The organism is Marinobacter sp. AC-23 (assembly GCF_001858325.1).
Classification (GTDB): Bacteria; Pseudomonadota; Gammaproteobacteria; order Pseudomonadales; family Oleiphilaceae; genus Marinobacter.
This window is the reverse complement of the sequence record NZ_MBPP01000001.1, coordinates 81,171-104,117: the sequence shown is the minus strand read 5'-3', so window position 1 is coordinate 104,117 and position 22,947 is coordinate 81,171. Positions and strand designations below refer to the sequence as shown.

General features: G+C 52.4%; 18 protein-coding genes, 1 tRNA gene and 5 pseudogenes. 12 read left to right on the top strand and 12 right to left on the bottom strand.

What is annotated here, in order from left to right; all coding sequences use genetic code 11:
• Nucleotides 1–7: 7 nt before the first annotated feature.
• From BCA33_RS00455 to BCA33_RS00445, 3 genes are all read right to left on the bottom strand, one after another.
• On the bottom strand, nt 8–589 hold the full coding sequence (locus BCA33_RS00455; protein WP_071262839.1) for a DUF1788 domain-containing protein: 582 nt from the start codon (nt 587–589) through the stop codon (nt 8–10).
• Nucleotides 590–713: 124 nt separating this feature from the next.
• Nucleotides 714–1,190, bottom strand: coding sequence for a DUF1819 family protein (locus tag BCA33_RS00450; protein ID WP_217632569.1), 477 nt, complete (start codon nt 1,188–1,190; stop codon nt 714–716).
• Nucleotides 1,191–1,572: 382 nt separating this feature from the next.
• Nucleotides 1,573–1,663: transfer RNA gene (locus tag BCA33_RS00445), tRNA-Ser, on the bottom strand.
• A gap of 257 nt (nt 1,664–1,920) precedes the next feature.
• Between BCA33_RS00445 and BCA33_RS00440 the strand changes: the two genes are divergently transcribed.
• The 5 genes from BCA33_RS00440 to BCA33_RS00420 all read left to right on the top strand — a co-directional run bounded on the left by BCA33_RS00440 (nt 1,921) and on the right by BCA33_RS00420 (nt 4,162).
• Entirely contained in the window at nt 1,921–2,637 is a 717-nt protein-coding gene (locus BCA33_RS00440) for a Bax inhibitor-1/YccA family protein (RefSeq protein WP_071262838.1), read from the top strand.
• 103 nt (nt 2,638–2,740) lie between these two features.
• A complete protein-coding gene (tusD, locus tag BCA33_RS00435) occupies nt 2,741–3,157 on the top strand; it encodes a sulfurtransferase complex subunit TusD (protein ID WP_071262836.1) in 417 nt (138 codons plus the stop codon).
• 2 nt (nt 3,158–3,159) lie between these two features.
• Nucleotides 3,160–3,510, top strand: a complete 351-nt coding sequence (locus tag BCA33_RS00430; RefSeq protein WP_071262835.1) for a DsrE family protein — start codon at nt 3,160–3,162, stop codon at nt 3,508–3,510.
• 34 nt (nt 3,511–3,544) lie between these two features.
• Complete coding sequence (gene tusB, locus BCA33_RS00425) at nt 3,545–3,832, top strand: sulfurtransferase complex subunit TusB (RefSeq protein ID WP_083394606.1); 288 nt, start codon at nt 3,545–3,547, stop codon at nt 3,830–3,832.
• 3 nt (nt 3,833–3,835) lie between these two features.
• A complete protein-coding gene (locus BCA33_RS00420) occupies nt 3,836–4,162 on the top strand; it encodes a TusE/DsrC/DsvC family sulfur relay protein (protein WP_071262834.1) in 327 nt (108 codons plus the stop codon).
• A gap of 103 nt (nt 4,163–4,265) precedes the next feature.
• Here the strand turns inward: BCA33_RS00420 and BCA33_RS00415 are convergent, their stop codons facing one another.
• The 3 genes from BCA33_RS00415 to nfuA form a co-directional block, all read right to left on the bottom strand.
• Nucleotides 4,266–4,493 carry a hypothetical protein gene (locus tag BCA33_RS00415; RefSeq protein WP_254774054.1) on the bottom strand — a complete coding sequence of 76 codons (228 nt, stop codon included), beginning with the start codon at nt 4,491–4,493 and terminating at the stop codon, nt 4,266–4,268.
• A gap of 31 nt (nt 4,494–4,524) precedes the next feature.
• Nucleotides 4,525–5,724, bottom strand: coding sequence for a DUF445 domain-containing protein (locus BCA33_RS00410; protein WP_217632567.1), 1,200 nt, complete (start codon nt 5,722–5,724; stop codon nt 4,525–4,527).
• 286 nt (nt 5,725–6,010) lie between these two features.
• Nucleotides 6,011–6,595 (bottom strand): Fe-S biogenesis protein NfuA, encoded by a 585-nt coding sequence (gene nfuA / locus BCA33_RS00405; RefSeq protein WP_071262833.1) that lies wholly within the window; start codon nt 6,593–6,595, stop codon nt 6,011–6,013.
• A 242-nt stretch (nt 6,596–6,837) separates the two neighbouring features.
• Between nfuA and metH the strand changes: the two are divergent.
• From metH to BCA33_RS00385, 4 genes and pseudogenes are all read left to right on the top strand, one after another.
• Nucleotides 6,838–10,535, top strand: a pseudogene (gene metH, locus BCA33_RS00400) (methionine synthase).
• Between the two features lie 33 nt (nt 10,536–10,568).
• Nucleotides 10,569–10,805, top strand: a complete 237-nt coding sequence (locus tag BCA33_RS00395) for a DUF2970 domain-containing protein (protein ID WP_071262832.1) — start codon at nt 10,569–10,571, stop codon at nt 10,803–10,805.
• Nucleotides 10,806–11,196: 391 nt separating this feature from the next.
• On the top strand, nt 11,197–12,849 hold the full coding sequence (locus BCA33_RS00390; protein WP_071262831.1) for a nitrite/sulfite reductase: 1,653 nt from the start codon (nt 11,197–11,199) through the stop codon (nt 12,847–12,849).
• Nucleotides 12,842–13,348, top strand: a complete 507-nt coding sequence (locus BCA33_RS00385; RefSeq protein ID WP_071262830.1) for a DUF934 domain-containing protein — start codon at nt 12,842–12,844, stop codon at nt 13,346–13,348. Before BCA33_RS00390 ends, BCA33_RS00385 begins: the two co-directional genes overlap by 8 nt.
• A gap of 145 nt (nt 13,349–13,493) precedes the next feature.
• Here BCA33_RS00385 and BCA33_RS00380 read toward each other — a convergent pair.
• Nucleotides 13,494–14,485 (bottom strand): annotated as a pseudogene (locus BCA33_RS00380) (YhdH/YhfP family quinone oxidoreductase).
• A gap of 22 nt (nt 14,486–14,507) precedes the next feature.
• Nucleotides 14,508–15,572 carry a protease SohB gene (sohB, locus tag BCA33_RS00375; protein WP_071262829.1) on the bottom strand — a complete coding sequence of 355 codons (1,065 nt, stop codon included), beginning with the start codon at nt 15,570–15,572 and terminating at the stop codon, nt 14,508–14,510.
• A gap of 216 nt (nt 15,573–15,788) precedes the next feature.
• On the opposite strand from sohB, the gene BCA33_RS00370 reads away from it, so the two are divergent.
• Nucleotides 15,789–16,103, top strand: a complete 315-nt coding sequence (locus BCA33_RS00370) for an SCP2 sterol-binding domain-containing protein (protein WP_071262828.1) — start codon at nt 15,789–15,791, stop codon at nt 16,101–16,103.
• An 81-nt stretch (nt 16,104–16,184) separates the two neighbouring features.
• On the opposite strand, the pseudogene BCA33_RS00365 reads toward BCA33_RS00370, so the two are convergent.
• From BCA33_RS00365 to BCA33_RS00350, 4 genes and pseudogenes are all read right to left on the bottom strand, one after another.
• Nucleotides 16,185–17,890, bottom strand: a pseudogene (locus tag BCA33_RS00365) (chemotaxis protein).
• Between the two features lie 217 nt (nt 17,891–18,107).
• Nucleotides 18,108–18,817: pseudogene (dnaQ, locus tag BCA33_RS00360) on the bottom strand (DNA polymerase III subunit epsilon).
• 32 nt (nt 18,818–18,849) lie between these two features.
• Entirely contained in the window at nt 18,850–19,293 is a 444-nt protein-coding gene (gene rnhA / locus BCA33_RS00355) for a ribonuclease HI (RefSeq protein ID WP_071262827.1), read from the bottom strand.
• Nucleotides 19,294–19,339: 46 nt separating this feature from the next.
• Nucleotides 19,340–20,142 (bottom strand): annotated as a pseudogene (locus tag BCA33_RS00350) (class I SAM-dependent methyltransferase).
• A gap of 124 nt (nt 20,143–20,266) precedes the next feature.
• Here BCA33_RS00350 and gloB point away from each other — a divergent pair.
• Both gloB and BCA33_RS00340 read left to right on the top strand, forming a co-directional pair.
• On the top strand, nt 20,267–21,061 hold the full coding sequence (gene gloB / locus BCA33_RS00345) for a hydroxyacylglutathione hydrolase (RefSeq protein ID WP_071262826.1): 795 nt from the start codon (nt 20,267–20,269) through the stop codon (nt 21,059–21,061).
• A 154-nt stretch (nt 21,062–21,215) separates the two neighbouring features.
• Nucleotides 21,216–22,925, top strand: coding sequence for a LysM peptidoglycan-binding domain-containing protein (locus BCA33_RS00340; RefSeq protein ID WP_071262825.1), 1,710 nt, complete (start codon nt 21,216–21,218; stop codon nt 22,923–22,925).
• The last annotated feature ends 22 nt before the right edge of the window (nt 22,926–22,947 follow it).

Below are 22,947 nucleotides of genomic sequence, written 5' to 3'. Positions count from 1 at the left end.
CTACGAATCAGTTGTGGGGCACTAGCGAGAAGGCCCTATAATAGTTATTGCTGGGTATACGGTTGAACAGGGTCAGGCTTTGGCCGTCGTATTCACCCGGATAAAACAGCACAACGGGTTTGTGGCCTAGCAGCCCGTGCAGCTTGTTCAGCAGACTGTGGGCGCGAAGTACCGGCCACACAGAACCTAGCCCATGTATCAGAATGATGTCCTGTTCCGACGCGTTTGTCTGTTCCATCATGTAAGGGGCAAACTTGTCCATGTGCATGGGGCCAGCGAGTGCCTTCAGCAGGGCTTGGTCGCCCTTTCCTTCCTGCATCTGCACGGCCTTGTCGAGGAATTTTCGCTCCTCTAGGTAATCCCGCATCATTTCCAAAAGATTGATGCTGATCACCTTAAGGTGGCTCTGTTTCTTGGACAGAAAGCCGGTTAGAAATGCTAGATATTCGCGAACCTTCAGCTCTTCTTCGGGCGCGTAGTCGAACACCCAAAAACCAATCTCATTGCCCAGACCCTGGCTTTGCAGAAACGCTTGGGAAAGAATTTTGCCTGGGATCTGGTTTAGCCGGTCTTGTAACGACTGACTCATGCTCGTGCTCCAACATGTAAGCAGGCTTCAATTCGGTCACGGCGGCTGGCTTGCAGTAAAATGTTCACTTCTGGTCTAACCAATATCTGCTGTAATTTTAGGGTGCGGCCTTTCTGTACGAGACCTACTTCGCGCAGCTTCGGAACACAACCAGCCCCATCTCCTTTTTTGTAGACTCCGCCCAGCCCGTTATCGACGAATCCCTATCGGTGCGTTCCTCCAGGAAATCTAACCAGCTATAACGAGCTATCGATTCGGCCTGCAGCAAAAAGGCGTCTCTCACCACGGTTTCCACAAACTCCACCAGCAAGAGGTTGCGCTCCAGAGTGGCAACGAATGCCACTTGCGTTGCGAGCTCGTCGTCGCCATCACGCAATGCTCGCCAGAAAGGCTGATCCAACAGTTCCAAGCGCTGGCGCAATGCTCTGGCCTGGCGCAGTGCGGTTGCAGGGCTTCGCTTTTGCAGGCGGTTATCCAAAATCACAGCCTGTTTCCACTCAGCCTCGCTAGCGTTATCAAGCAGCAATTCGGCGATTATTCGAGACTCTCTAACCAATAGAGATCCCCCGATTAAGTCACTGTTGTAACGGAATTCTTGCATTTGGCAACTGGTTTTCCGTAGCTATTCACGATGGTTTGTATGCTACACGAGTTTTGGGGGCTAGGGGCGTTCAGAGCACCTAACCATCTTTTCTGGTGAGGCTAACCGGAAGGCGGCGACGCCGTGATCATGACATGCCGACTTATGTGCACTGGAAGAACGGCAAATGGAGACTCAAAACACCCGCGAACCTTTTGCGCGATGACAAGCGCACAACGAATGGCTATTTGAGGGCAAAGAAAGCCGTGACTATTAAGGCATGGAATCGAAAAAAATGGGAAAGATCATATACAACTGTATATTATAGGGGGTATACGAGAATTTCACAGACTTGTTCGCAGCTTAGGGGGGGGCTTTTAACTGCCTGTACTCAAAGGAAAAATGGCGGTGGGCCAGGGATTCGAACCCCGGGAAGGCTACAAACCTTCGGCGGTTTTCAAGACCGCTGCATTCGGCCACTCTGCCAGCCCACCGTTTTTCCATTGCTGCCTTGCGACAGCGGTGTGAATCATACCGGAATTGTCTGTGCTGTCAACGCCCTGCGCAAAACTCGATGGCTTTTTGGACATTAACTGCATTTAATGGAATCTAGAGAGCACTTTAATGTCGTAATTGATTGAAAGTTCAGAATTCGACCTTATGATGGAGTGTAATTCTAGGTCATTGGTGTTTCTCAGGCTTTGTGCCTGACACCCGTAACCAAATAAGCTGGATCAAATCGGAGATCAGAATGCAAAACAGACAGTACAATGTTCAGCAGAACCGCAAAGGCATGATTGCCCGTGGATCCGCTACCGCACCTATCAGTGCTTCTGCGACCAAGGTTTTGCGCAACACTTACACTCTGCTTGCAATGACGCTGGTATTCAGTGCGGTCATGGCAAGCGTGTCCATGTCCATTGGCCTTAGCCAAGGCGCAAGCCTTGTATGCAGCTTGGGCGCCCTTGCCCTGATCTGGTTTGTACTGCCGCGCACTGCAAATAGTTCTGCCGGCATTGCCGTAGTGTTTGCCTTCACAGGTCTGCTCGGCCTTTCTCTTGGCCCGATACTTTACCATTACCTGCAGTTCCCCAATGGCGGACAGATCATCATGCAGGCCTTGGGCGGCACAGGCTTGGTATTTTTCGCCCTGTCTGGCTATGTTCTAACCACCAAGAAAGACTTCAGCTTCATGCGTGGCATGCTGGTTGCCGGTCTGGTTGTTGTATTGGTAGCAGCCTTGGGCTCCATGGTTGCGGCAATGTTCGGCGCTGAAATATCGGCATTCAGCCTGGCCATAAGCGCTGCGATCGTGTTCCTGATGTCTGGCTTCATCCTGTATGACACAAGCCGTATTGTGAACGGTGGTGAAACCAACTACATCATGGCTACTACAGGCTTGTACCTGAACATCTACAACCTGTTCGTCAGCCTGCTACACCTGATTGGAGCCTTCTCCAGCGATTAATATGCGGAACGGCCCAAGCGATTCGTAGTTAACAGAAACCCCGGCCTTTGCCGGGGTTTTTGCTATTGGTACACTGGCTTCACTTTTGGCGAGAACTGCAACCATGGCTGCCACCTCTTTGCAAAACTACACGCTGGTAATCACCGGCGCTCCCTACTCTTCCCAGGCTCCGCAAACTGCGTTGCTGTTCGCTCGGGCTGCGATTGCAGCAGGCCATACTCTGGACCGGGTTTTTCTCTATGGTGATGGGGTTCATCTCGCTTCATCGCTCTCAGCACCGCCCTCAGACGAAACCCATTGGGCAAAGGAATGGGCCAGGTTTCTGAAAGATAACGCGGTCCCCGGCGTTGCCTGCATTGCGTCTGCGCTAAGGCGTGGGCTGGTAAACGAGTCGGAAAAAAAGCGCTATGAACTGCCTGCCAGCAATCTTTTGGAGCCTTTTATCATTGCCGGGCTTGGGGAGTGGGTTGAAGGCACTATGGCATCAAGCCGCGTTATCTATTTCCACGCAGGGGGCTGAGCATGAGCACGCTAATTGTGATTGACCAATCTCCTTACGGAACCTGGGAGGGGCGTGAAGCCCTCGATATGACCTTTTCGCTAGCCGCGTTTGATCAGTCCGTATCCCTTCTATTTACGGGTGCCGGGGTTAATTGGCTACGGAAAGCCCAAACAACCAGCAAAATTGAACAAAAATCGGTGGAAAAAAATATTTCTGCAGCGCCCATTTTCGGGGTGAAGGCTATCTACGCAGATGCCAAGGCTTGCGTCCAATACGGTCTTGGGCTGGACAACATGCTGGCAGGTGTTGCTATGGCTGAAAACAGCGCCGAATTGCTGCACGAGCACACACACACCGCCTTTGCCGGTTGATTCCATAGCCACCAAAACAGAGCCAGAGCCCGTTATGATGCCAATCAATACCCTTCACATCCTAAACAAAGCACCTGATCACCCCCGCACAGCACAGTGCAAGCATGCACTCAGGCCTGGAGACGCGCTACTGCTTACTGAGAACGCGGTGCTGGCACTTTCGGTAGCAGGTGGTCATGATGACCCCGCCATTCCTGTTTATGCCCTAGAGCCAGATGCAGTCGCTCGCGGCCTAGGTCGGAGTGGCACCGAGACGACTCTAGTGGATTTCTCTGCCATGGTTAATCTGACGGCCCAGGCTCAAAACGTAATCAGCTGGTGACCCATGACAGACTCCATAATGCCGGCAAGAAACAATGAGGGTTTTCTCGAAAACCCAAACGACTGGTCACCCGAAGTGGCCACGGTCATTGCTAAAGATGACAGCATCAGCCTCAACAAAAAACACTGGGAAATCATTGAGTTTCTGCGCTCTTTTTATAAAGAACATGAAATTTCCCCACCTTCCAATCGGCTGTTTGTAAAATCAGTAAGAGAGGCCCTGGGCGAAGAACGAGGGAACAGTATCTATCTCATGCAGCTGTTTCCGGGCACACCTGCAAAAACAGCGTGCCGGATCGCCGGCCTGCCTCGACCAACAAACTGCCTTTAGGGTTTTCTTCGGCGCTCCAGGTCAGCAGCACTGCCTAGCAAGCTGCTGAGGCCATTCTCAAACAACCCCGAACCGAACTTCAGGAACTGGCGAGTAGATTCTTTTACGGGGCCATCCAAAGCACTTTCAGGTAACTCTCGAAGGTTTCTGCAACACCCTTCTTTACCCCAAGCGCCACTCGCGGTTCAATCTCCTCTGTTGCAGCAACAAGCTCGGCCACTTTTCGATCCAGATAAGGCCGTACCACCACCCCCCAGAAACCCCAGAGAACAAAGAAAACAGCAGCGGCTGTCACGACAAACTGCATAACAAGTAGTGCCCAGGCAGGCATGGCGCGCTCCTCTTGGTCGGTATGATTGGGGTTAAAGCTGAAAATGCATCAGCGCAAAAAATTGAGCTGCTCCAGCCAGGGCGCCGAATATGCCACCCACAAACATAAGCTGAACCTCTTCCTCGCGAAATGCGGGGCGAAGTATGTCCTGAAACTCAGCAGGCTGCAGGGCCCTCATTTGCCCGGCCAAAACTCTCGCGACAACGGGCGCTCGCTCCTTATTAAAGCTCCGATCGCTGAACACATCGTGGGTCGCGAGTATCGCCTGCTCGTTCATTGCCTTTTTCAACTCTGTGTAACCGCTCATTCCAACGGTCACTTGGGCACCGAGCTTCATCAGCGGAGAGTTATCCAGCAATGGCCTCAAGTGCTTTTGTATAATGGCCCGGGTGCGATCGCCCCGGCTACCGTTAATCATGGCATCAGCCACTTTCTCCACGGTAATTAACTCTTCTGCCACCAACTTTGCCCAAATATCGCTAATTTCTGGCTGGCGGCGTAAAAATAGCCCTTGAATCTTCCAGAACAGAAACCGTCGGGGCTTCAGCGGCGAGAAAATAAGGGTAATCGCAAGCCAGTTGGTAACAAAGCCAATTACAAACCCGCCAATCGGCAGAAGCCATGGCGCCGGGTAGACCGACCAGGCAGGGGCGAGAACGCAGCCCAAAATACCGCCAATAATAGCCCCACGATTGATCACAGATCTGAGCTCAACCGAACCCGCCTGTTTGAATATTCGGTTCATCAGATCCGGGTGCTGCCTCAGCTCCCGGCTCAACAGTGCTTTGAGATCAACCAGTTCATCAAGATCGTCTCCAAAATCATCGACCAACCCTTCAATTCGAGCAGGCAATTGCTCCCGAGCCCATTGATAAATCCGTCGACGCAAAAACAGGGGCAGGTTATCCCAGAGCACTGGCTGGATTTCGTACATGGCTTCGTCAATGTACTCGTCAAGCCTGGGCGTTACTTGTGAAATGACCTGCTCAACAATACGTTGGGGCTCCAGTTTTTGATAAACAGCGTTCAGGTCGCCAAACTGCCGAAGGGTCCGATCGATACAGATATGGGCCATTTTCTCCGCTTTGCGCGGAATGACGCCTTGCCAGCCAATAGCGCCAACACCCACGAACTGCACGGGATAGAAAGACATCTGTATGGCAAGCCAGTTGGTGAACCAACCTACCACGGCGGCCATAATGGGTACGGACAGAAGCGCAACGTCAAACAAGTGGAACCCCGGTTGTACAGGTGCAGGTACAGAACCTGCAGGTTATGTCAATTATAGTTGGACGGGCCATGCGCTACCGCCTCTGCTTGTGGACCAAATCATGCGACAGCCAGAATTTTGTAACATTGGCCGAACAGCCATTTTTCCAGAGCATTTAGGGGGAGCAGAAAAGTTCAGGCGGGTTTTGCAGAGTGCTGGCAATGGAGGCGATGAAGAGGATTGGTGTTCCGGAAGCACCTGAAAAATCCTCTGCAAGTGCTTCCAGAATCAAGTAAAACGTTATTTTCTAGTAGTAAGCGTTCTCAGTCTGTGTGTGATCCGTCACATCACGAACCGCGGTTATTTCCGGCACTCTGTCTTTAAGCGTGGTTTCAACACCCTGCTTCAAAGTAATGCTTACCGCTGAACAGCCCTGACAGCCACCACCAAAACGTAAAACCGCAACCGATCCATCAACAATCTCAACCAGCGATACTTCGCCGCCGTGGGAGGCCAGGTTAGGATTGATCTCGGAAGCCAGCACGTAATTTACCCGGTCTGGCAGTGGCGCATTTTCATCAACGCTTGGAACTTTGGCGTTCGGTGCCTTGATTGTTAGCTGGCCACCCATCTGATCTTGGGAATAATCCACGTACGCTTCTTCAAGGAAAGGTACGGAGTTATGATCCAGATACAGCGTGAACCTTTGAAGATCCACCTGCTCATCGGTGGGCACAATTTCGTTAGGCGGGCAATAGGCTAGGCAAGTTTCAGCATTCTTGGTACCCGGCTGAGTTACGAAAATACGCACGCCCATGCCTTCCACATCCTGCTTTTCGATAAGTTGTGCAAGATAATCCCGTGCGGGATCTGTCACAGTAACCAATGCCATATTAGCAACCCGTTAGTAAGTTTAACCTCAGTTTAAGCCAGTTCGCGGCAACTTGAAAGACCAAGTAAATTAGTTGGTCTTTAATCGCATTATGACTTTCCCGTACCACTTGCGCCGCACACCAAACTTGACGCAAGTGAAGAATAACTGCGGAGGGATCTACGACTCGCACCCGCATTTTGCTATGATTCCGCGCCATAGATGCAAATACGCCGTAAATACCGACATCCGGAATACTGATTATGACCGATCGTAGCACTCGCCTGGAACAACTTCACAAAGCCCTGCAGGAGCGCATTGTGATTCTCGACGGCGGCATGGGAACCATGATCCAGAACCTGAAGCTAGATGAGCAAGCGTTCCGGGGCGATCGGTTCGCCGACTACGATCGTGAGGTACAAGGCAATAATGACCTGCTTAACCTCACCCAGCCTGCCCTTCTGCGAAACATACACGCCGACTATCTGGATGCTGGCGCGGATATTATTGAAACCAACACTTTCAATTCAACCCGTGTGTCACAGTCTGACTACGGTTTGGAAGAGTTTTCCAAAGAACTGAACGTGGCTGCCGCAAAGCTGGCACGACAGGTGGCGGACGAGTTTACTGCAAAAACCCCAGACAAACCGAGATTCGTTGCGGGCGCAGTGGGGCCCACTTCCCGAACGGCGTCTTTGTCCCCGGATGTAAACAACCCCGGTTTTCGTAACACCGACTTCCAAAGCCTGGTAGACAACTACTACGAGTCGGTAGGGGGGCTTGTTGAAGGCGGTTGCGACATCATTCTTATCGAGACCATTTTCGATACACTTAACGCAAAAGCGGCGATTTACGCCACTCAGCAATATTTTGAAGACAGTGGCGTCGAGTTGCCGATCATGATTTCCGGCACCATTACCGATGCATCTGGCCGCACACTTTCAGGCCAAACCACCGAGGCCTTCTGGAACTCCATTGCCCATTGCCGCCCTATTTCAGTGGGCCTTAACTGTGCCTTGGGTGCTGATGCGTTACGGCCCTATGTTGAAGAACTGTCAGCCAAAGCAAAAACCTACGTTAGCGCACACCCCAATGCGGGCCTGCCTAACGAATTCGGCGAATACGAGCAAACCCCTGAAGAAATGGCCGAGATCATTGAAGGCTTTGCCCGCGATGGTTTTGTGAACGTTATCGGCGGTTGCTGCGGTTCCCGCCCAGATCATATAGAAGCCATCGCAAAGGCCGTAGCCAAATACCCGCCCAGAAAAATACCGGAGCGCCCGGAAGTACTGCGCCTCTCTGGCCTTGAGCCGTTCACCGGCGATGAGAACACGCTGTTTATTAACGTGGGTGAGCGCACCAACGTAACTGGCTCCAAACGGTTCCTGCGCCTTATCAAGGAAGAGCAGTACGAGGAAGCCCTGAGTGTTGCCCGGGATCAGGTAGAAAACGGCGCTCAGATTATCGACATCAACATGGATGAAGGCATGTTGGATTCCAGGGAGGTGATGGTCACCTTCCTGAACCTGGTTGCCTCGGAGCCGGATATTTCCCGCGTGCCTATCATGCTCGACTCATCCAAATGGGAAGTGATTGAGGCCGGGTTACGCTGCATCCAGGGCAAGGCAGTAGTGAACTCAATCAGCCTGAAAGAAGGCGAAGAAGAGTTCATCAAGCGCGCACGTGATTGCATGCGATACGGCGCTGCAGTTGTGGTTATGGCCTTTGACGAACAGGGCCAGGCAGATACTTATGAGCGCAAAACCGAGATCTGCAAACGGTCCTATGACGTTCTGGTCGGCATTGGTTTCAATCCGGGCGACATTATTTTCGACCCAAACGTGTTCGCCATCGCCACAGGTATCGAAGAGCACAACAACTACGCAGTGGACTATATAAACGCCTGCCGCTGGATTCGGAAGAACCTGCCCTACGCATCTATTTCAGGTGGTGTAAGCAACGTTTCGTTCTCCTTTCGTGGCAACGACATAGTGCGCGAAGCCATCCACTCAGTCTTTCTCTATCATGCAATCAAGGCCGGCATGAACATGGGTATCGTCAACCCCGGCCAGCTGATTATTTACGATGAGATTGAGCCAGAACTGAAAGAGCTGGTTGAGGATGTTGTACTCAACCGCCGCGAAGATTCCACCGACCGCCTTCTGGAAATTGCAGAGCGTTTCAAAGGTAAAGGTGGCAAAACCCAGGAAGAAGATCTCGCGTGGCGTGAGTGGCCGGTGATCAAGCGCCTGGAGCACTCCCTGGTAAAAGGTATTACCAACTTCATCATTGAAGACACGGAAGAGTGTCGCCAGCAAGCAGAGCGCCCGATTCACGTAATTGAAGGTCCGCTCATGGACGGCATGAACGTGGTGGGCGACCTGTTCAGCGACGGCAAGATGTTTTTGCCACAAGTGGTGAAAAGTGCCCGCGTTATGAAACAGGCGGTGGCGCACCTGATCCCCTTTATTGAAGCGGAGAAATCTGAAGACCAGCAGGCTAAAGGTAAAATCCTGATGGCAACCGTAAAGGGCGACGTGCACGACATAGGCAAAAACATCGTAGGCGTGGTGCTGCAGTGCAACAACTACGAAGTAATCGACCTTGGCGTTATGGTGCCCAGCGATAAAATTCTGGCTGCGGCCATAGAGCATAACGTCGATATTATTGGCTTGAGCGGCTCATTACGCCCTCGCTCGATGAAATGGTGCATGTGGCCCGCGAGATGCAGCGACTCGACTTCCACCTTCCGCTAATGATTGGTGGCGCAACCACATCGAAGGCCCATACCGCCGTAAAAATTGAACCCCATTATAAGAACGACATTGCCCTGTATGTGTCTGACGCCTCACGGTGCGTAAACGTTGCATCGCAGTTGCTCAGCAAAACCGCGAAGCCCAAACTGGTAAGTGACGCTCGCGAGGAATACGACAAGATCCGGGAGCGCCGTAAACAACGAGGCGATCGCACCAAGCTGGTTAGCCTGAAAGAAGCGCGTGCGCGGGCCCCAAAAATCAATTTTGAAAACTATGTACCCCCCAAGCCGACCTTTACCGGTATCCGATCATTTGAAGAGTATGATTTAAAAGAGCTGGAGCCATACATAGACTGGACACCCTTCTTCATCTCTTGGGACATTGCCGGAAAATACCCTCAAGTATTTGATGACCCAAAACGTGGCGAAGCGGCCCGCAGCCTGTTTGACGACGCTCAGATTATTCTTCGCAAAATGGTTGATGAAAAGCGCGTAAGCGCTTCTGGCGTCATAGGATTCTGGCCCGCACACCGTCGCGGTGACGACATTGTTGTGTACAAAGACGAAAGCCGTAGCGAAGAGCTGACTATCCTGCACCATTTGCGCCAGCAGGATGACAAAGCTCCTAACAAATCAATGATGACACTGTCCGACTTTGTGGCTGAAGAAGGCACAGAACACTGTGACTATGTTGGCGGCTTTGCGGTAACCACGGGGATTGGCGCGGAAGAAATGTCACTGGAATACAAAAACGCCAACGATGACTACAACGCGATCATGGTAAAGGCCCTGGCAGACCGCTTAGCCGAGGCGTTTGCAGAGCGAATGCATGAGCGAGTTCGCAAGGAATTCTGGGCTTATAACAGAGATGAACAGCTAGGCAGTGAAGACCTGATTAAAGAGCGCTATCACGGTATTCGCCCCGCCCCCGGCTACCCGGCCTGCCCCGACCACACCGAGAAAGCGACCCTGTTCGAACTGCTCGATGCCACCGCACAAACGGGCATCGAGATTACAGAGAGCTTTGCGATGTTCCCAACGGCAGCGGTTTCGGGCTGGTACTTCTCGCACCCTGAGTCGAAATTTTTCGCGGTGGGTAAAATTGGCGTAGATCAGGTTGAAGACTATGCTGAGCGTAAAGGTCTTTCCAAAGCGGAAGCAGAGCGGTGGCTGGCTCCCAGCCTTGCCTACGATCCTGCTGAGTAAAGGCCAAGTCCACATGCATCTAGGATAGATTTTATGACACAAGTGCCTGATTCGGAGAAAAACAAGGACAAAAAACCTCAGGGCCCTGGCGTTCTTAAAGTCATGCAGAGTGTGGCAGCCGGCGCCTTGGGGGTACAGTCCAGCAAGCGCCGCGAGGAAGATTTCTCCGGCCACAGCCCTCTGCCTTATATTATTGGCGGCTTGCTGTTTACCGCCATTTTCATTGGCACCCTCGTTTTGATAGTGCAGGCGGTTCTTTCTGGCCAGTAACTCTACTGGCCAGAAACCCAAAACACAGCGAATCCGACCACAAGAGCGATAATCAGTACCGAAGCTATGGCATCGACCTGGCTGTCTGATTGCATTAGGTTTTTCATTAGTTTTTCCTTTTAGAGTTTAAATCACCAAATTTCGGGAAACGGTCCCACTGGTATCCACCCCTCCCAGTAAAGCAGCAAATTGACATTCGTCCAACCTGCGATGCACTGCCTTATCGCCTGAGTCGATAAACTTATCTTAAAAAAGTCGTTTCTAGAATAAGAGCTGGGTGCTATCCTTCGTTTCAGATATAAGGCCCCGGTTTTCGGGCGCGCCCGTAAGTTCAAAACCAGAATCTTTCGGGTGCATGCCGTTACGACGTTATTATCCAGGACTTTCCTTTATGTACGTATACGACGAGCACGACCGGAAAATGGCCGCCGAACGGGTTGCACAATTCCGGGACCAGACCCAGCGAGCCCTTGCGGGCGAACTGGAGGAAGATGAGTTTTTGCCTCTGCGTCTTCAGAACGGGCTCTATATTCAGCGTCTCGCACCCATGCTGCGTATCTGCGTACCTTACGGCATGCTCCGCTCTGTTCAGCTGCGCCGCCTGGCACGTATTACACGTGATTACGATAAAAACTACGCACACTTCACCACCCGCCAGAACGTGCAACTGAACTGGCCCGCGGTGGAAAATGTTCCCGATATCCTGGCTGAGCTTGCAGAAGTCGAGATGCACGCTAACCAGACCAGCGGCAACTGCATAAGAAACACCACCACAGATCAATTTGCGGGTGTACAAGCCGACGAAATTGCGGATCCCCGCCCTTACTGCGAAATTATTCGCCAGTGGTCGACTTTTCATCCGGAATTCGCATACCTGCCTCGCAAATTTAAAGTAGCTGTAAATGCCTCTGAGAAAACAGACAGGGCAGCCATTCAGGTGCACGACATAGGCCTTCAGATCGTCCGCAATGACGCTGGCGAGCTGGGTTTTCGTGTGCACGTAGGCGGCGGGCTTGGGCGCACACCTATGGTTGCACCCGTAATCCGTGAATTCCTACCGGAACTGGATCTACTCACATACCTCGAAGCTGTTCTCAGGGTGTATAACCGTTACGGGCGCCGTGATAACAAGTTCAAGGCCCGTATTAAGATCCTGGTAAAGGCTCTTACCCCGGAAGGCTTTGCAGAAAAAGTAGAATCCGAGTGGGCGCACATTAAAGATTCCCCTACCCGGCTCACTCCAGAGGCTATCGAGCGCATCCGGAGTTACTTTACAGAACCGGATTATGCAGAGCTGGACAATGCCACTCAGTTGCTTGCTCAACAAAGATTCGAAAACCGTGCATTTGATAAGTGGCTGCAGCACAACATAGACACCCACAAAAAGCCTGGCTACGCCATTGTGTCGCTAACCATGAAAGAGACCGGTACGCCTCCGGGAGATGTCACCGATCAGCAGTTTGAACAAATTGCCGACTTGGCAGACGAATACAGCTTTGGCGAAGCGCGGGTAACACACCATCAAAATGTGGTGTTGGCAGATGTGCGCCAGGATCGTTTGCTGGAGCTTTGGCAGCAGCTTGGCCCCATGGGCTTTGGCACGGCTAACCTACACACGCTAACAGACATTATCTGCTGCCCGGGCGGGGATTTCTGCGCCTTGGCCAACGCCAAGTCCATTCCCGTTGCTGAAGCTATTCAACGCAGGTTTGACGATCTCGATTTTCTGTACGACCTGGGCAACATCGATCTCAATATATCTGGGTGCATGAACGCCTGCGGCCACCACCATGTGGGTAATATTGGTGTTTTAGGCGTCGACAAAAAGGGCCAGGAGTTCTATCAGGTAAGCCTTGGCGGCGCATCACAACACGATGCATCAATCGGGAAAATACTGGGGCCCTCTTTTGCCCAGGATGATATGCCTGATGTGATCGCAAAGATTATTGATGTTTACGTGGATACGCGCACGGAAGAAGAGTCCTTTCTGGATACCTATCGCCGTGTTGGAATTACCCCTTTCAAGGAGCGGGTTTATGCCTGATATTATTTTTCAGGATGGCAGCATCCGGCAGAACCAGTGGGTTGTTGTTTTCCGCCCCGAGAGTGGCGAACCACTGGATATACCTGAGCAGCGGCAGGTGCTGATTCCAGCTGATCTGTGGGTCGCGAATCGTGAGCGGTATGCTGGCAATGAGAATGTCGGCGTGTGGCTCGATAGCCATGATGAGCCTGAGACGTTGGCCAATCATGTAAATGAATTGCCATTAATTGCGGTGAATTTTCCGAAATTTAGTGACGGCCGCGGTTACAGCATTGCCCGGTTGCTGCGGGAGCGTTTCGGCTATAAAAACGAGCTGCGAGCAATTGGCGATGTGCTGCTGGATCAGCTTCAGTTTATGAAGCGCTGTGGCTTTGATACATATGAGCTGCGTCCTGATAAGGATATCCGCAAAGCAGTAAAGTCATTGAACTTCTTCAGCCAAGGGTATCAGGCGGCTACGGATACTGACTTGCCTTTGTTTCGGCGTCGGGCGTCTTAAGAGAACTACTTGGGAGTACGTAGCAAGAAGCAGGCAGGCAATCAAAACACGCTGTGAATACGTCCGTGTACGCTCGGCTACGCCATCCATGGCTCCGCACGGTTTTGATTGCCTGCCTGCTTCTTGCTACTCAGATTTTGGTATTTCAGATCGCGTGATCTAAAACGATTTTTCCAGCCGACTCACCTTCCAGAAATGCTTTGAGTGCACTATCAAGATCAGCGCGACCAATTCGTTTGGCAGATGCTTCAGCCTTCGGGCACTTCCAGTCACCTGCAAATTTATCCCACACGGTTTCTTTCTCCGCCAGCGGGATTTCCACCGAATCCACACCCAGAAGATTCACCCCACGCAGGATAAACGGCAAAACCGTGGTTTGGAGTTGTGGGCCGGCGACCAGGCCGCAGCAGGAAACCGAACCGCCGGGCAGAATCTGCTTTAGCAGTTCGGCCAGAGGTGTGCCACCAACTGTATCTACAGCGTTAGCGAAGGCCGGCTTCAGCATCGGCTTTTTGTCTTCTGCCAGCGCATCACGGCCAACCACTTCAGCTGCGCCCAGGGATTTCAGGCTGTCAGCCGCCTTACCGCTAATAGCGACCACTTCAAAGCCCAGCTTTGCGAGAAGTTCTACGGAAACGCTGCCAACGGCTCCTGATGCCCCTGATACAGCTACCTTGCCCTGCTCTGGCCTTGCCCCATGGTGAGGAGCTTTTGGACGCACAAACCTGCTGTGAGGCCGGCTGTGCCGTAGACCATGGCAGTGCTGGCATTCCAACCTTCGGGCATGGGTACGCACCAGGTGGCAGGTACCCGGATGTATTCGCCAAAACCGCCGTCTGTGTTCATGCCCAAGTCGTAGCCGGTTACGATAACCTGGCTGCCAACGGCTGGGGTACCGGTGGCAGACTCGACCACTTCGCCGGCTGCATCAATGCCGGGGGTGTGAGGGAAAGAGCGGCTTACGCCTTTGTTGCCGGAGGCAGAAAGCGCATCTTTGTAATTCAATGACGAGTGGCTGACTTTAATCAGCACCTCGCCCGCTGGAAGATCAGCCGTGCTAAGGGTCTGTTCAGCACCTTTAAAGTTGCCGTCCTGTTCTTCAACACGCCAGGCTTTGAATTCGATAGTGCTGGTCATGATCTTCTCCGCTTGCGGTTAGCTACTGAATTTTTTGGTTACGGAACGCGCTCAGAACCTTCCACACGGTGTGCTCTAGTGCGGAGCTGGTTGCCAACCCGAGTTTTTCCGGGAGAGTGCGTTTGCGTTGGAACGACACAGAGACTACGTCTGCCCTGTCGCATGCTTCAATAAGATATTCGTCGGAGGTTTTGATCTCGTCGATGAGCTTTACCTCAAGTGCCCGCTTGCCGAACCAAATGTCGCCGGTAGCCACCGCTGCAATATCAAGTTCCGGACGGCGCTCACTTACGTAGTCTTTGAACAGGCCGTGGGTATCTTCCAGATCGTCAAGGAACTTCTGTCGACCTTTGTCGGTGTTCTCACCAAATACTGTCATGGTGCGCTTGTGCTCACCGGCGGTCAGTATTTCAAAATCCACGTTATTCTTTTTGAGCAAGCGGTGAAAATTCGGAAGTTGGGCGACAACACCAATAGAGCCTAGAACCGCAAAAGGCGAGGCAATGATCTTGTCCGCTACGCAGGCCATCATGTACCCGCCACTGGCAGCAACCTTATCGACACAGGCCGTAAGATGTATGCCTTTACTGCGGATACGGTCTAATTGTGCAGCTGCAAGGCCGTAGGAATGCACAAGGCCACCGCCACTTTCGAGGCGAATGACCACTTCATCTTTGCCTGGCTCTGCAACGCTGAGTACTGCCGAGATTGCGCGACGAAGCGGGTCTGTATCACTGGCTTTAATGTCACCATCAAAATCCAGTACGTAGATTCGGCCTGGCGCCTCTTTAACAGCACCGGTATCCGCTTTTTTTGCTTTTCCGGCTTTCTTTTCTGCTTTGTCTTCTTTCTTTTTCGCTTTGCTCCAGGCTTTACGTTCATGTTCAGTCATGAGTCGTGCCTGAATGGTCTCACGAAGTTTGCGGTATTTTTCATTGAGCTTAAAGATTTGCAGCTCACCATCATCTTCATGATCGCCCCGGTCTTTGCGGGCAACAGAGACAATAATGGACACAACAACCACTGCTGCAACGACAAAGGTGATTACTTTGGCTAAAAACAAGCCGTATTCAGTCAAAAACTCCAAAACGCTTCTCCAGGCAGTTAAGCAAGCACGAGAGTGTAGCTTACCGAAACTCTGGTGATAAGCAGATCAAAAATATTAAAACAAGCGTTCGATCGGGCTTGACAGGGGTAACATCTCACCATAAAGTCGATTTGCGAAGTCGGCTCTCCCCGGTTTCAAAGCCAGGCACACAAAGCCGTTATCATCACAAGACAACCATTTAAAAGGGTAAAAAAGATGTCTGTAGATCAAATCTTTGAAAAGCTCGAGAAGAATTTCAACGCAGACGCAGCTCAAGGCCTGGATCTGGTATTCCAGTTCGATATCGAAGATGACAAGACCTACAACCTGGTTATCAAAGACGGCACTTGTAAGCTGAACGAAGGTGCTCACGCTGACCCTTCTGTAACGCTAATCATGAATGCCGAAACTCTGGAAGGCATCGTGTCTGGCGAGACTGACGGCATGCAAGCCTTTATGGCAGGCCAGCTCCGCGCCGAAGGCGACATGATGCTGGCTACCAAGCTGGGTGAGCTATTCAACATGGGCTAACATTGCCCTGAGTTGAGCTCACAAAAAACCCGCGCCTAGCGCGGGTTTTTATTGGCTATAAGTTAACTTGGAAGGTCGTTATTACAGCCCAACATCATCCAGAGACGATTCCGCCAGCCTGAGCAGATCAGCATTGCTCTCCTCCCGCTTACCGATGCTTTCAATATAATATTCAAGAGAGGTGAGAGCATCTGCCAATGCTTCCAGCACCTGGGCTTCAGGCGCTTCGCGGGCATCCAGAAAACGGTCCTGGATAGATGCAGCAACGCGCTCAAGCACATGAGCCGCGCCAGGGTCGTTTACCATCTGCAGCCCACCCCAAATGCTGTGCAAAGTAGCAGGCAAGTTGGCAAGGTGAAGTTTGTCGTAATCCGACTCCACAAAGGCCGTAATGGCACGCTTGGCTAACGTCAGTGCACCACGGGCCTCGTCGGCTACTACGTAAACCGCTTCCTTGAAATAGATAGATTCTTCACGGCTTCGCTCACTGCCTGCCAGTGCGTCTGTTTCTGCTGTGATACCACGGCTGACAATCTGCATAACTGCATCTTCAATACCCAGTACCGAGTCCGCAAGGCGGTAAAGCTCATCCTCACCGGGAAGTCGGGATTCCGCCTCCCATGTACGGAGCCTGGCTGCCTCTTCGCGGGCTATGGTTGCCAGGCGATTGAGGTCCAACATAACCAATGTATTACCCAGTCGCTCCAACGTGTCCGCAATGGAGGAAAGTTCTGCCAAATCTGGCTCAATCCCTCGCTCTATAATATCGAGCTTATCTTTTAGTTGATTGAGCTCATCCTGCAAAGCTTCAGAAAGCGATTCCAACACGTCCGTGCCGGGGCCATACAAACGCCTAGCATGAGCCTCAAGGATGGAATCCGGGAACTCAGCGGGGGTCAACTTGAAAGCAGACAGAACACGGGTCGCTTCAGGGTTGCCCGAACCACTGCGATAAACCAGGTACACCAAGTCTCGAATGAGTGAATCCGGCGCATCCTTGGTCGTAGCCACCTTACCGACGTAAACCACTTCACGGGCATACTTTTCTATGCGTATGAACATGCGCTTACGGGCCTTTGTGAAAGGCATGGTGCGATCTACCATGGTGTCCGCGACAGTGGCGACCAGACACCACATTTGCCCCATGGGTGCTCCCTGGCACAAGCGAACAAAACCTCGCGCGGCACGGCCTATAAGCTTCTGGCTAACGATGGGGTTACGATCTCTGAGCACACCCAGCAGAGCTACCTGAAAGGTAAGCCGCATGCGCCGGGCAACAATCTCGTATTCAGTGTCGGTGCCTTCGAAAGCTTGAATCGACATGCCAGCGCTAAAATCGGGCTGGTCTTTCACGTCAACTTCGAAGAAACAGGATTCCGGGTAGGGTTTTTCGCGGCGAGCTTCTCGCAGTTCGTTGATAACCGGCAGCAGCAGTTCAGGGTGATCCGCACGCTGGTGATGGTAGTACTCTACGTACCGGCGCAGAATAAATAGCGCACTGTTCAGGGTCGTGAGCAGAATGTTCTTGTCGTCGTTTGCGCCAACCGGAACATCATTTGCCATGGCGACAGCTTCTTGGCAGAGCAGCGTACCGCCACGGAGTTCCACCAGGATAAAGATGCCGCGAAGCTGATTCAGGAAATCCAGACAGTTCTGCAGATCCTCCCCACTCTCCCGGTTTTCCTGAAAGCGCTCAAGGTGGATTCTGCCTGCTTGATGGTCTGTTCTATTTCACTTTTGACCAGATCAAACGACTGCGATTTCGTCGCCAGAGACGATTGAACCATAAACGCTTCCTATTAATTTGCGGAGACTACCGCACCGTCTTAGTGAGCTCTGATCTGACAACAATATCTGTCAAACCTTTTTTATTATGGGTCGGGTCACTCCTTCCGACCAAAGTGCGCAAACGAAAAACTGGCGAACTTATCACTACTTATAACATAAAACTCAAGGGCCTCAACAAAGCTGGAATGTAACAATTGGTACAGGCAGACGCAGTTCTCATTCTGCACCTTCAAGCTTGCTCCAAATGGTTTCTCCAGCTTTCTTTTCAAGGGCTGTCATGAACGCCTGATGGCTTCATGTTCGGCCTCGCTTGCCTTCACAATCGCCAGCTCAGGCCGAGCGGAGCTTAATCGGCGAATGCCGCCCGAACTGCCCCCGTTTTCAGACCCGGCATCAAGTGACAGCGCGGTTTGTCCACCCGTGAGCAGTAAGTACACCTCGGCCAGGATTTCCGCATCCAAAAGTGCTCCGTGAAGCTCTCGGTTGCTGTTGTCCACGCCATAGCGTTTGCACAGTGCGTTCAGGTTATTCTTCTGGCCTGGGTGCTTTGCCCGTGCAAGGGCCAGAGAATCCACCACTGCGCAATGGTCGGCGGTTTTGCGTACCGGTTTAACCCGCGCAAACTCTGTGTCCATGAAACCAATATCAAACGCTGCGTTGTGAATAACCAACTCAGCGCCTTTTATAAATTCAAAAAACTCATCGGCGACGGCTGCGAATTTTGGCTTATCCACGAGAAATTCATTGGTAATCCCGTGGATAGTGATGGCTTCTGCTTCAACTTCACGCTCGGGATTGATGTAAACATGATAGTTACGCCCTGTTAGCTGGCGCTCCACCATTTCAACGCAACCAATCTCGATAATCCGGTGACCTTCTGCCGGATCTATACCCGTTGTTTCTGTATCCAGTACAATTTGTCTCATAGTTCCCACACAGGTTTAGTTCAGGGTGCCCTTTAACTACCGATCAGTTCGGCAACACCCTTATTTGCAAGTTCGTCTGCGAGTTCGTTGTCCGGAACGCCTGCGTGCCCTTTAACCCAGTGCCAGTTAACCGCGTGTTTTGCGGTTTCCAAATCAAGCTCGCGCCAAAGGTCATCATTTTTCACAGGTTTTTTCGATGCCGTTTTCCAGCCGTTTCGCTTCCATCCTGAAAGCCACTCGGTAATACCTTTCCGCACATACTGAGAATCCGTATACAACTCGACCTGACAGCCACGATTAAGAGCCTTCAATCCCTGAATCGCTGCCAGCAGCTCCATGCGATTATTCGTGGTCTGGCGCTCTCCGCCATGCAGGGTTTTACAGGCGCCGCCATAGCGGAGCACTACTCCCCAGCCACCAGGCCCAGGGTTGCCTTTGCAGGCTCCATCGGTATACACAATCACCTTTTCGGACATTACGACTCCTGCAACTCTATCGGTACGGTGGCCTAACCGTGGCCAGTTAATCTTCAGGGTGGCTCAGGTTCTGTGGCGGGCAGCCCCTGGATGCGCCTACTGTGCCATTTCCAGTCAAACCCATGACTTTGTTCTGGCGCCATACGTGGCGCTGTGGAATCCGGGCGCAGACCCGTTTTTTCGCAAGGATACAGTAATACGCCCCAACCGGCAGGAATCCGTACCTGGACATTCGCTCGCTGAACCGGCCCGAAACCTTGCCGCTGCCGTGCCGACCACTACGTTGAACAGGCAGGCGAAAGAAGCGTGTCACAGACACCTCAACCTGAAAGTCCAATAAATGCAGCCAGTCTTCCATGCGCCGCCGTAAAAGAAAGCGCCCGCCCCAAGGGCCGGCATGCTGTCGAGAGATAAACCGGCGAAAACCCCAAACGCTGATGGGGTTAAAGCAATAAGAGCAATGGTGCCCTCGCCCCTCAATACCCTCGCGGCCTCTCGCAAAACCTGATGAGGATAATCAGAAAAATCGGCAGTATGATGAAGTACAACCAAATCCATAGAATCCCCAGGGAAAGGCAATTCGTCTGCATCGCACACCACCACACCGTCTGGTATGCCCGTAAAGCATCGGGGCGTAGTCATTATTTTTTGTGAAAAGTCAGTGCCGCTGGTAAGGGGTAGCCGGTGACTCACACTCACCTGAAGTTGCCGTGCCCCCGTAAGGCGCGCTAGCTTGCGATCGAGAAAGCCTCGCTGATCTGCCAGCAAGGCCCGCCCAAGGGACGTCTGGAACCAGTTCTCAAAGCTTTCATTTCGGGACGGATAATCAACGACCTGGCCTTTCTTCACACTGCCTGTACTCCCGCGTTAAAAAGAACCTGCAAGAACGTCACCAATTCAGGGGTTGTTGGGGCTAAGGGTTTAATGCTCTATCATATCAGCCACACTTGCCAAGCACATACGGGGACACCTGATGCTCAACATCTCTGCCATTCCAGCATTCAGTGACAACTACATATGGTGTCTTGCAGACCCAGACACTGGCAAAGCGTTGATTGTGGATCCTGGCCAAGCCGGGCCGGTGCAAGATCACCTTGTTAAACACGGGTTGCAGCTGGACACCATTCTGGCTACCCATCACCACCCAGATCATGTGGGCGGAATAAAAGCACTGATGCAGGTCTATCCGGATTGCCGTGTTGTCGGTCCTGCAGATTCGCCGTTTAAGGGTAGCACCCACTTCGTTCACCCGGGCGATGAAGTTTTGTGGGAGGGTATTACATTTCAGGTAATGAGTGTGCCTGGGCATACCCTGGACCACATTGCGTTCTTTACCGATGTTGAAATTGCCGGCCACCCCGCCCTTTTTTGTGGCGACACACTATTCGTCATTGGCTGTGGCCGATTGTTTGAAGGCACTCCCAGCCAAATGATGGAGTCCCTTAAAGCCCTCAGGGAGCTTCCCGGCAATACGGCCGTCTACTGTGCCCATGAGTATACTTTGGCCAATCTACGTTTCGCCCGGAGCTGGTTGCCAGACGACAGCAAGCTCGAAGCCTTTGAACGCCGGTGCAAGGAACGTCGGGAAGCCGGCGAGCCCACCGTGCCCTCAATACTAGCGGACGAAAAACAGCTCAACCCGTTTTTGCGTTGGGATGACCCCGCCGTCGTAGCGGTGGCAAAACAGTACTGCACAGAGCAAGGCCTGGCCGCAGATTCCGACAGCGCAATCTTCGCTGCCATACGGCACGGCAAAGATAATTTTTAAGCCGGTAACACTTTCTCTCACCACCGTAACGAGAGATCGGTTGACCGCTGGAAAGGCGCTCCCATAGAATCGTTTAACTTTTTGCTCGTAACTTACTAAATATGCCGGGTTTTTGGACACAAGCCCGACATCAAACCAGAGCCGGAAATTGCCTATGTCGGTCAATCGATTACCCCTGCTGATGTTCCTTGGTGCCTTGGCAGGCGGCTGTAGTTCACTTTATTTAACTGCGGAAAAAACGCCCGAGAGCCCTCTTGACTCAGATGAGGTCACTCTTGCAGCTGGCGATGAAGGACTAAAGGAAGCGGTGGCTACTGGCAAGGGCAGCGATACAGTTCGCGACGAGCCGCTGGACGACGCTATCGCTCCTGAACTCAAAGCCGCCGCCAGAGAAGCTCGAGAAAAACTCGATAACCCAGAACAGAAACTTGCGGATGCGGCCTCGGAGCAGGCAGACCTGTGGAATCGTTTGCGGGCCGGGTTCGTCCTTGACCACGATATCGACAACAAGCGCGTGAGAGATCAGTTGAACTGGTATGCGCGACATCCAGGTTATATCAACCGAGTCGTCGAGCGCGGCAGCAGGTATTTGCACCACATCGTCAACGAGACTGAAAAACGTGGTCTGCCCGCCGAATTTGCACTACTGCCGGTCGTGGAGAGTGCTTTCGACCCCTTTGCTTATTCCCACGGTCGAGCCGCGGGCCTTTGGCAGTTTATACCCTCAACCGGTAAATACTTTGGCCTCACCCAGAGCTGGTGGCACGATGACCGTCGCGACGTAATTGCCGCTACAGATGCCGCTCTAACGTATCTTGACCGGCTGACCAAGCGGTTTGATGGCGACTACACTCTCGCTCTTGCCGCATATAACAGTGGTGGTGGCACGGTTTCAAGCGCCATGCGCCGTAACCGGAAAAGCAATAAACCACAGGACTTTTGGTCGTTGCAATTGCCCCAGGAAACCCGGCATTACGTACCCAAGCTCATTGCCCTGGCGAAAATATTCGATGATCCCGAAGCCTATGGCATTGAGCTTCCGGTTCTGATGGACGAGCCGTATTTCGAAGTGGTCGATACCGGTGGGCAGCTGGACCTGGCACAGGCCGCAGAGCTTGCAGGCGTCGATATTGACGAAATATACCTGCTTAACCCGTCCTATAACCGCTGGGCCACATCACCCAAAGGCCCCCACCGCCTGCTGGTTCCGCACCAGAACGCGGAAGCCTTCCGAACAGCTTTGAAGGATATACCTTCGGGAAAGCGTGTCTCCTGGCGCAACTATGTGGTTAAGTCAGGAGATAGCCTGAACACTATTTCCCGAAAATTCTCGACCACGCCGGCCGTGCTTCTGCAGGTGAATAACCTCAACAGTGATCTTATTCGCATTGGCCAGCGGCTGATGATCCCTTCGGCTTCGAAGAACTCCGACGCCTATGCCCTTAGCGCATCCAAGCGACTTGAGCGCAAGCAAGCCAAGAAGCGGGATGGCAACAAACTGCGCTATACCGTGCGTCGTGGGGACACGTTCTGGGATATTGCCCGCGAACATAGGGTTTCTGTGCGCCAGGTTGCCGCGTGGAACGGCATGGCACCCGGAGACCCTCTTATTCCCGGTAAAAAATTGGTAATCTGGTCGAACACGGCACAGCCAACCCTTGCATCTGCCGACAGCACCCGCGGTAAAGCCATGGTGCGCAAGGTGGGGTACCGCGTTCGCAAGGGCGATTCCCTGGCGCTCATTGCGAATCGATTTTCGGTAAACGTGCAAGACATCGCAAGCTGGAACGATCTGAACACCTCGCGTTATCTGCAACCCGGGCAAAGTCTGGTACTCTACGTCGACATCAGGAACAGCCCCTAAGAATCATCGGTTTACGAGAGAC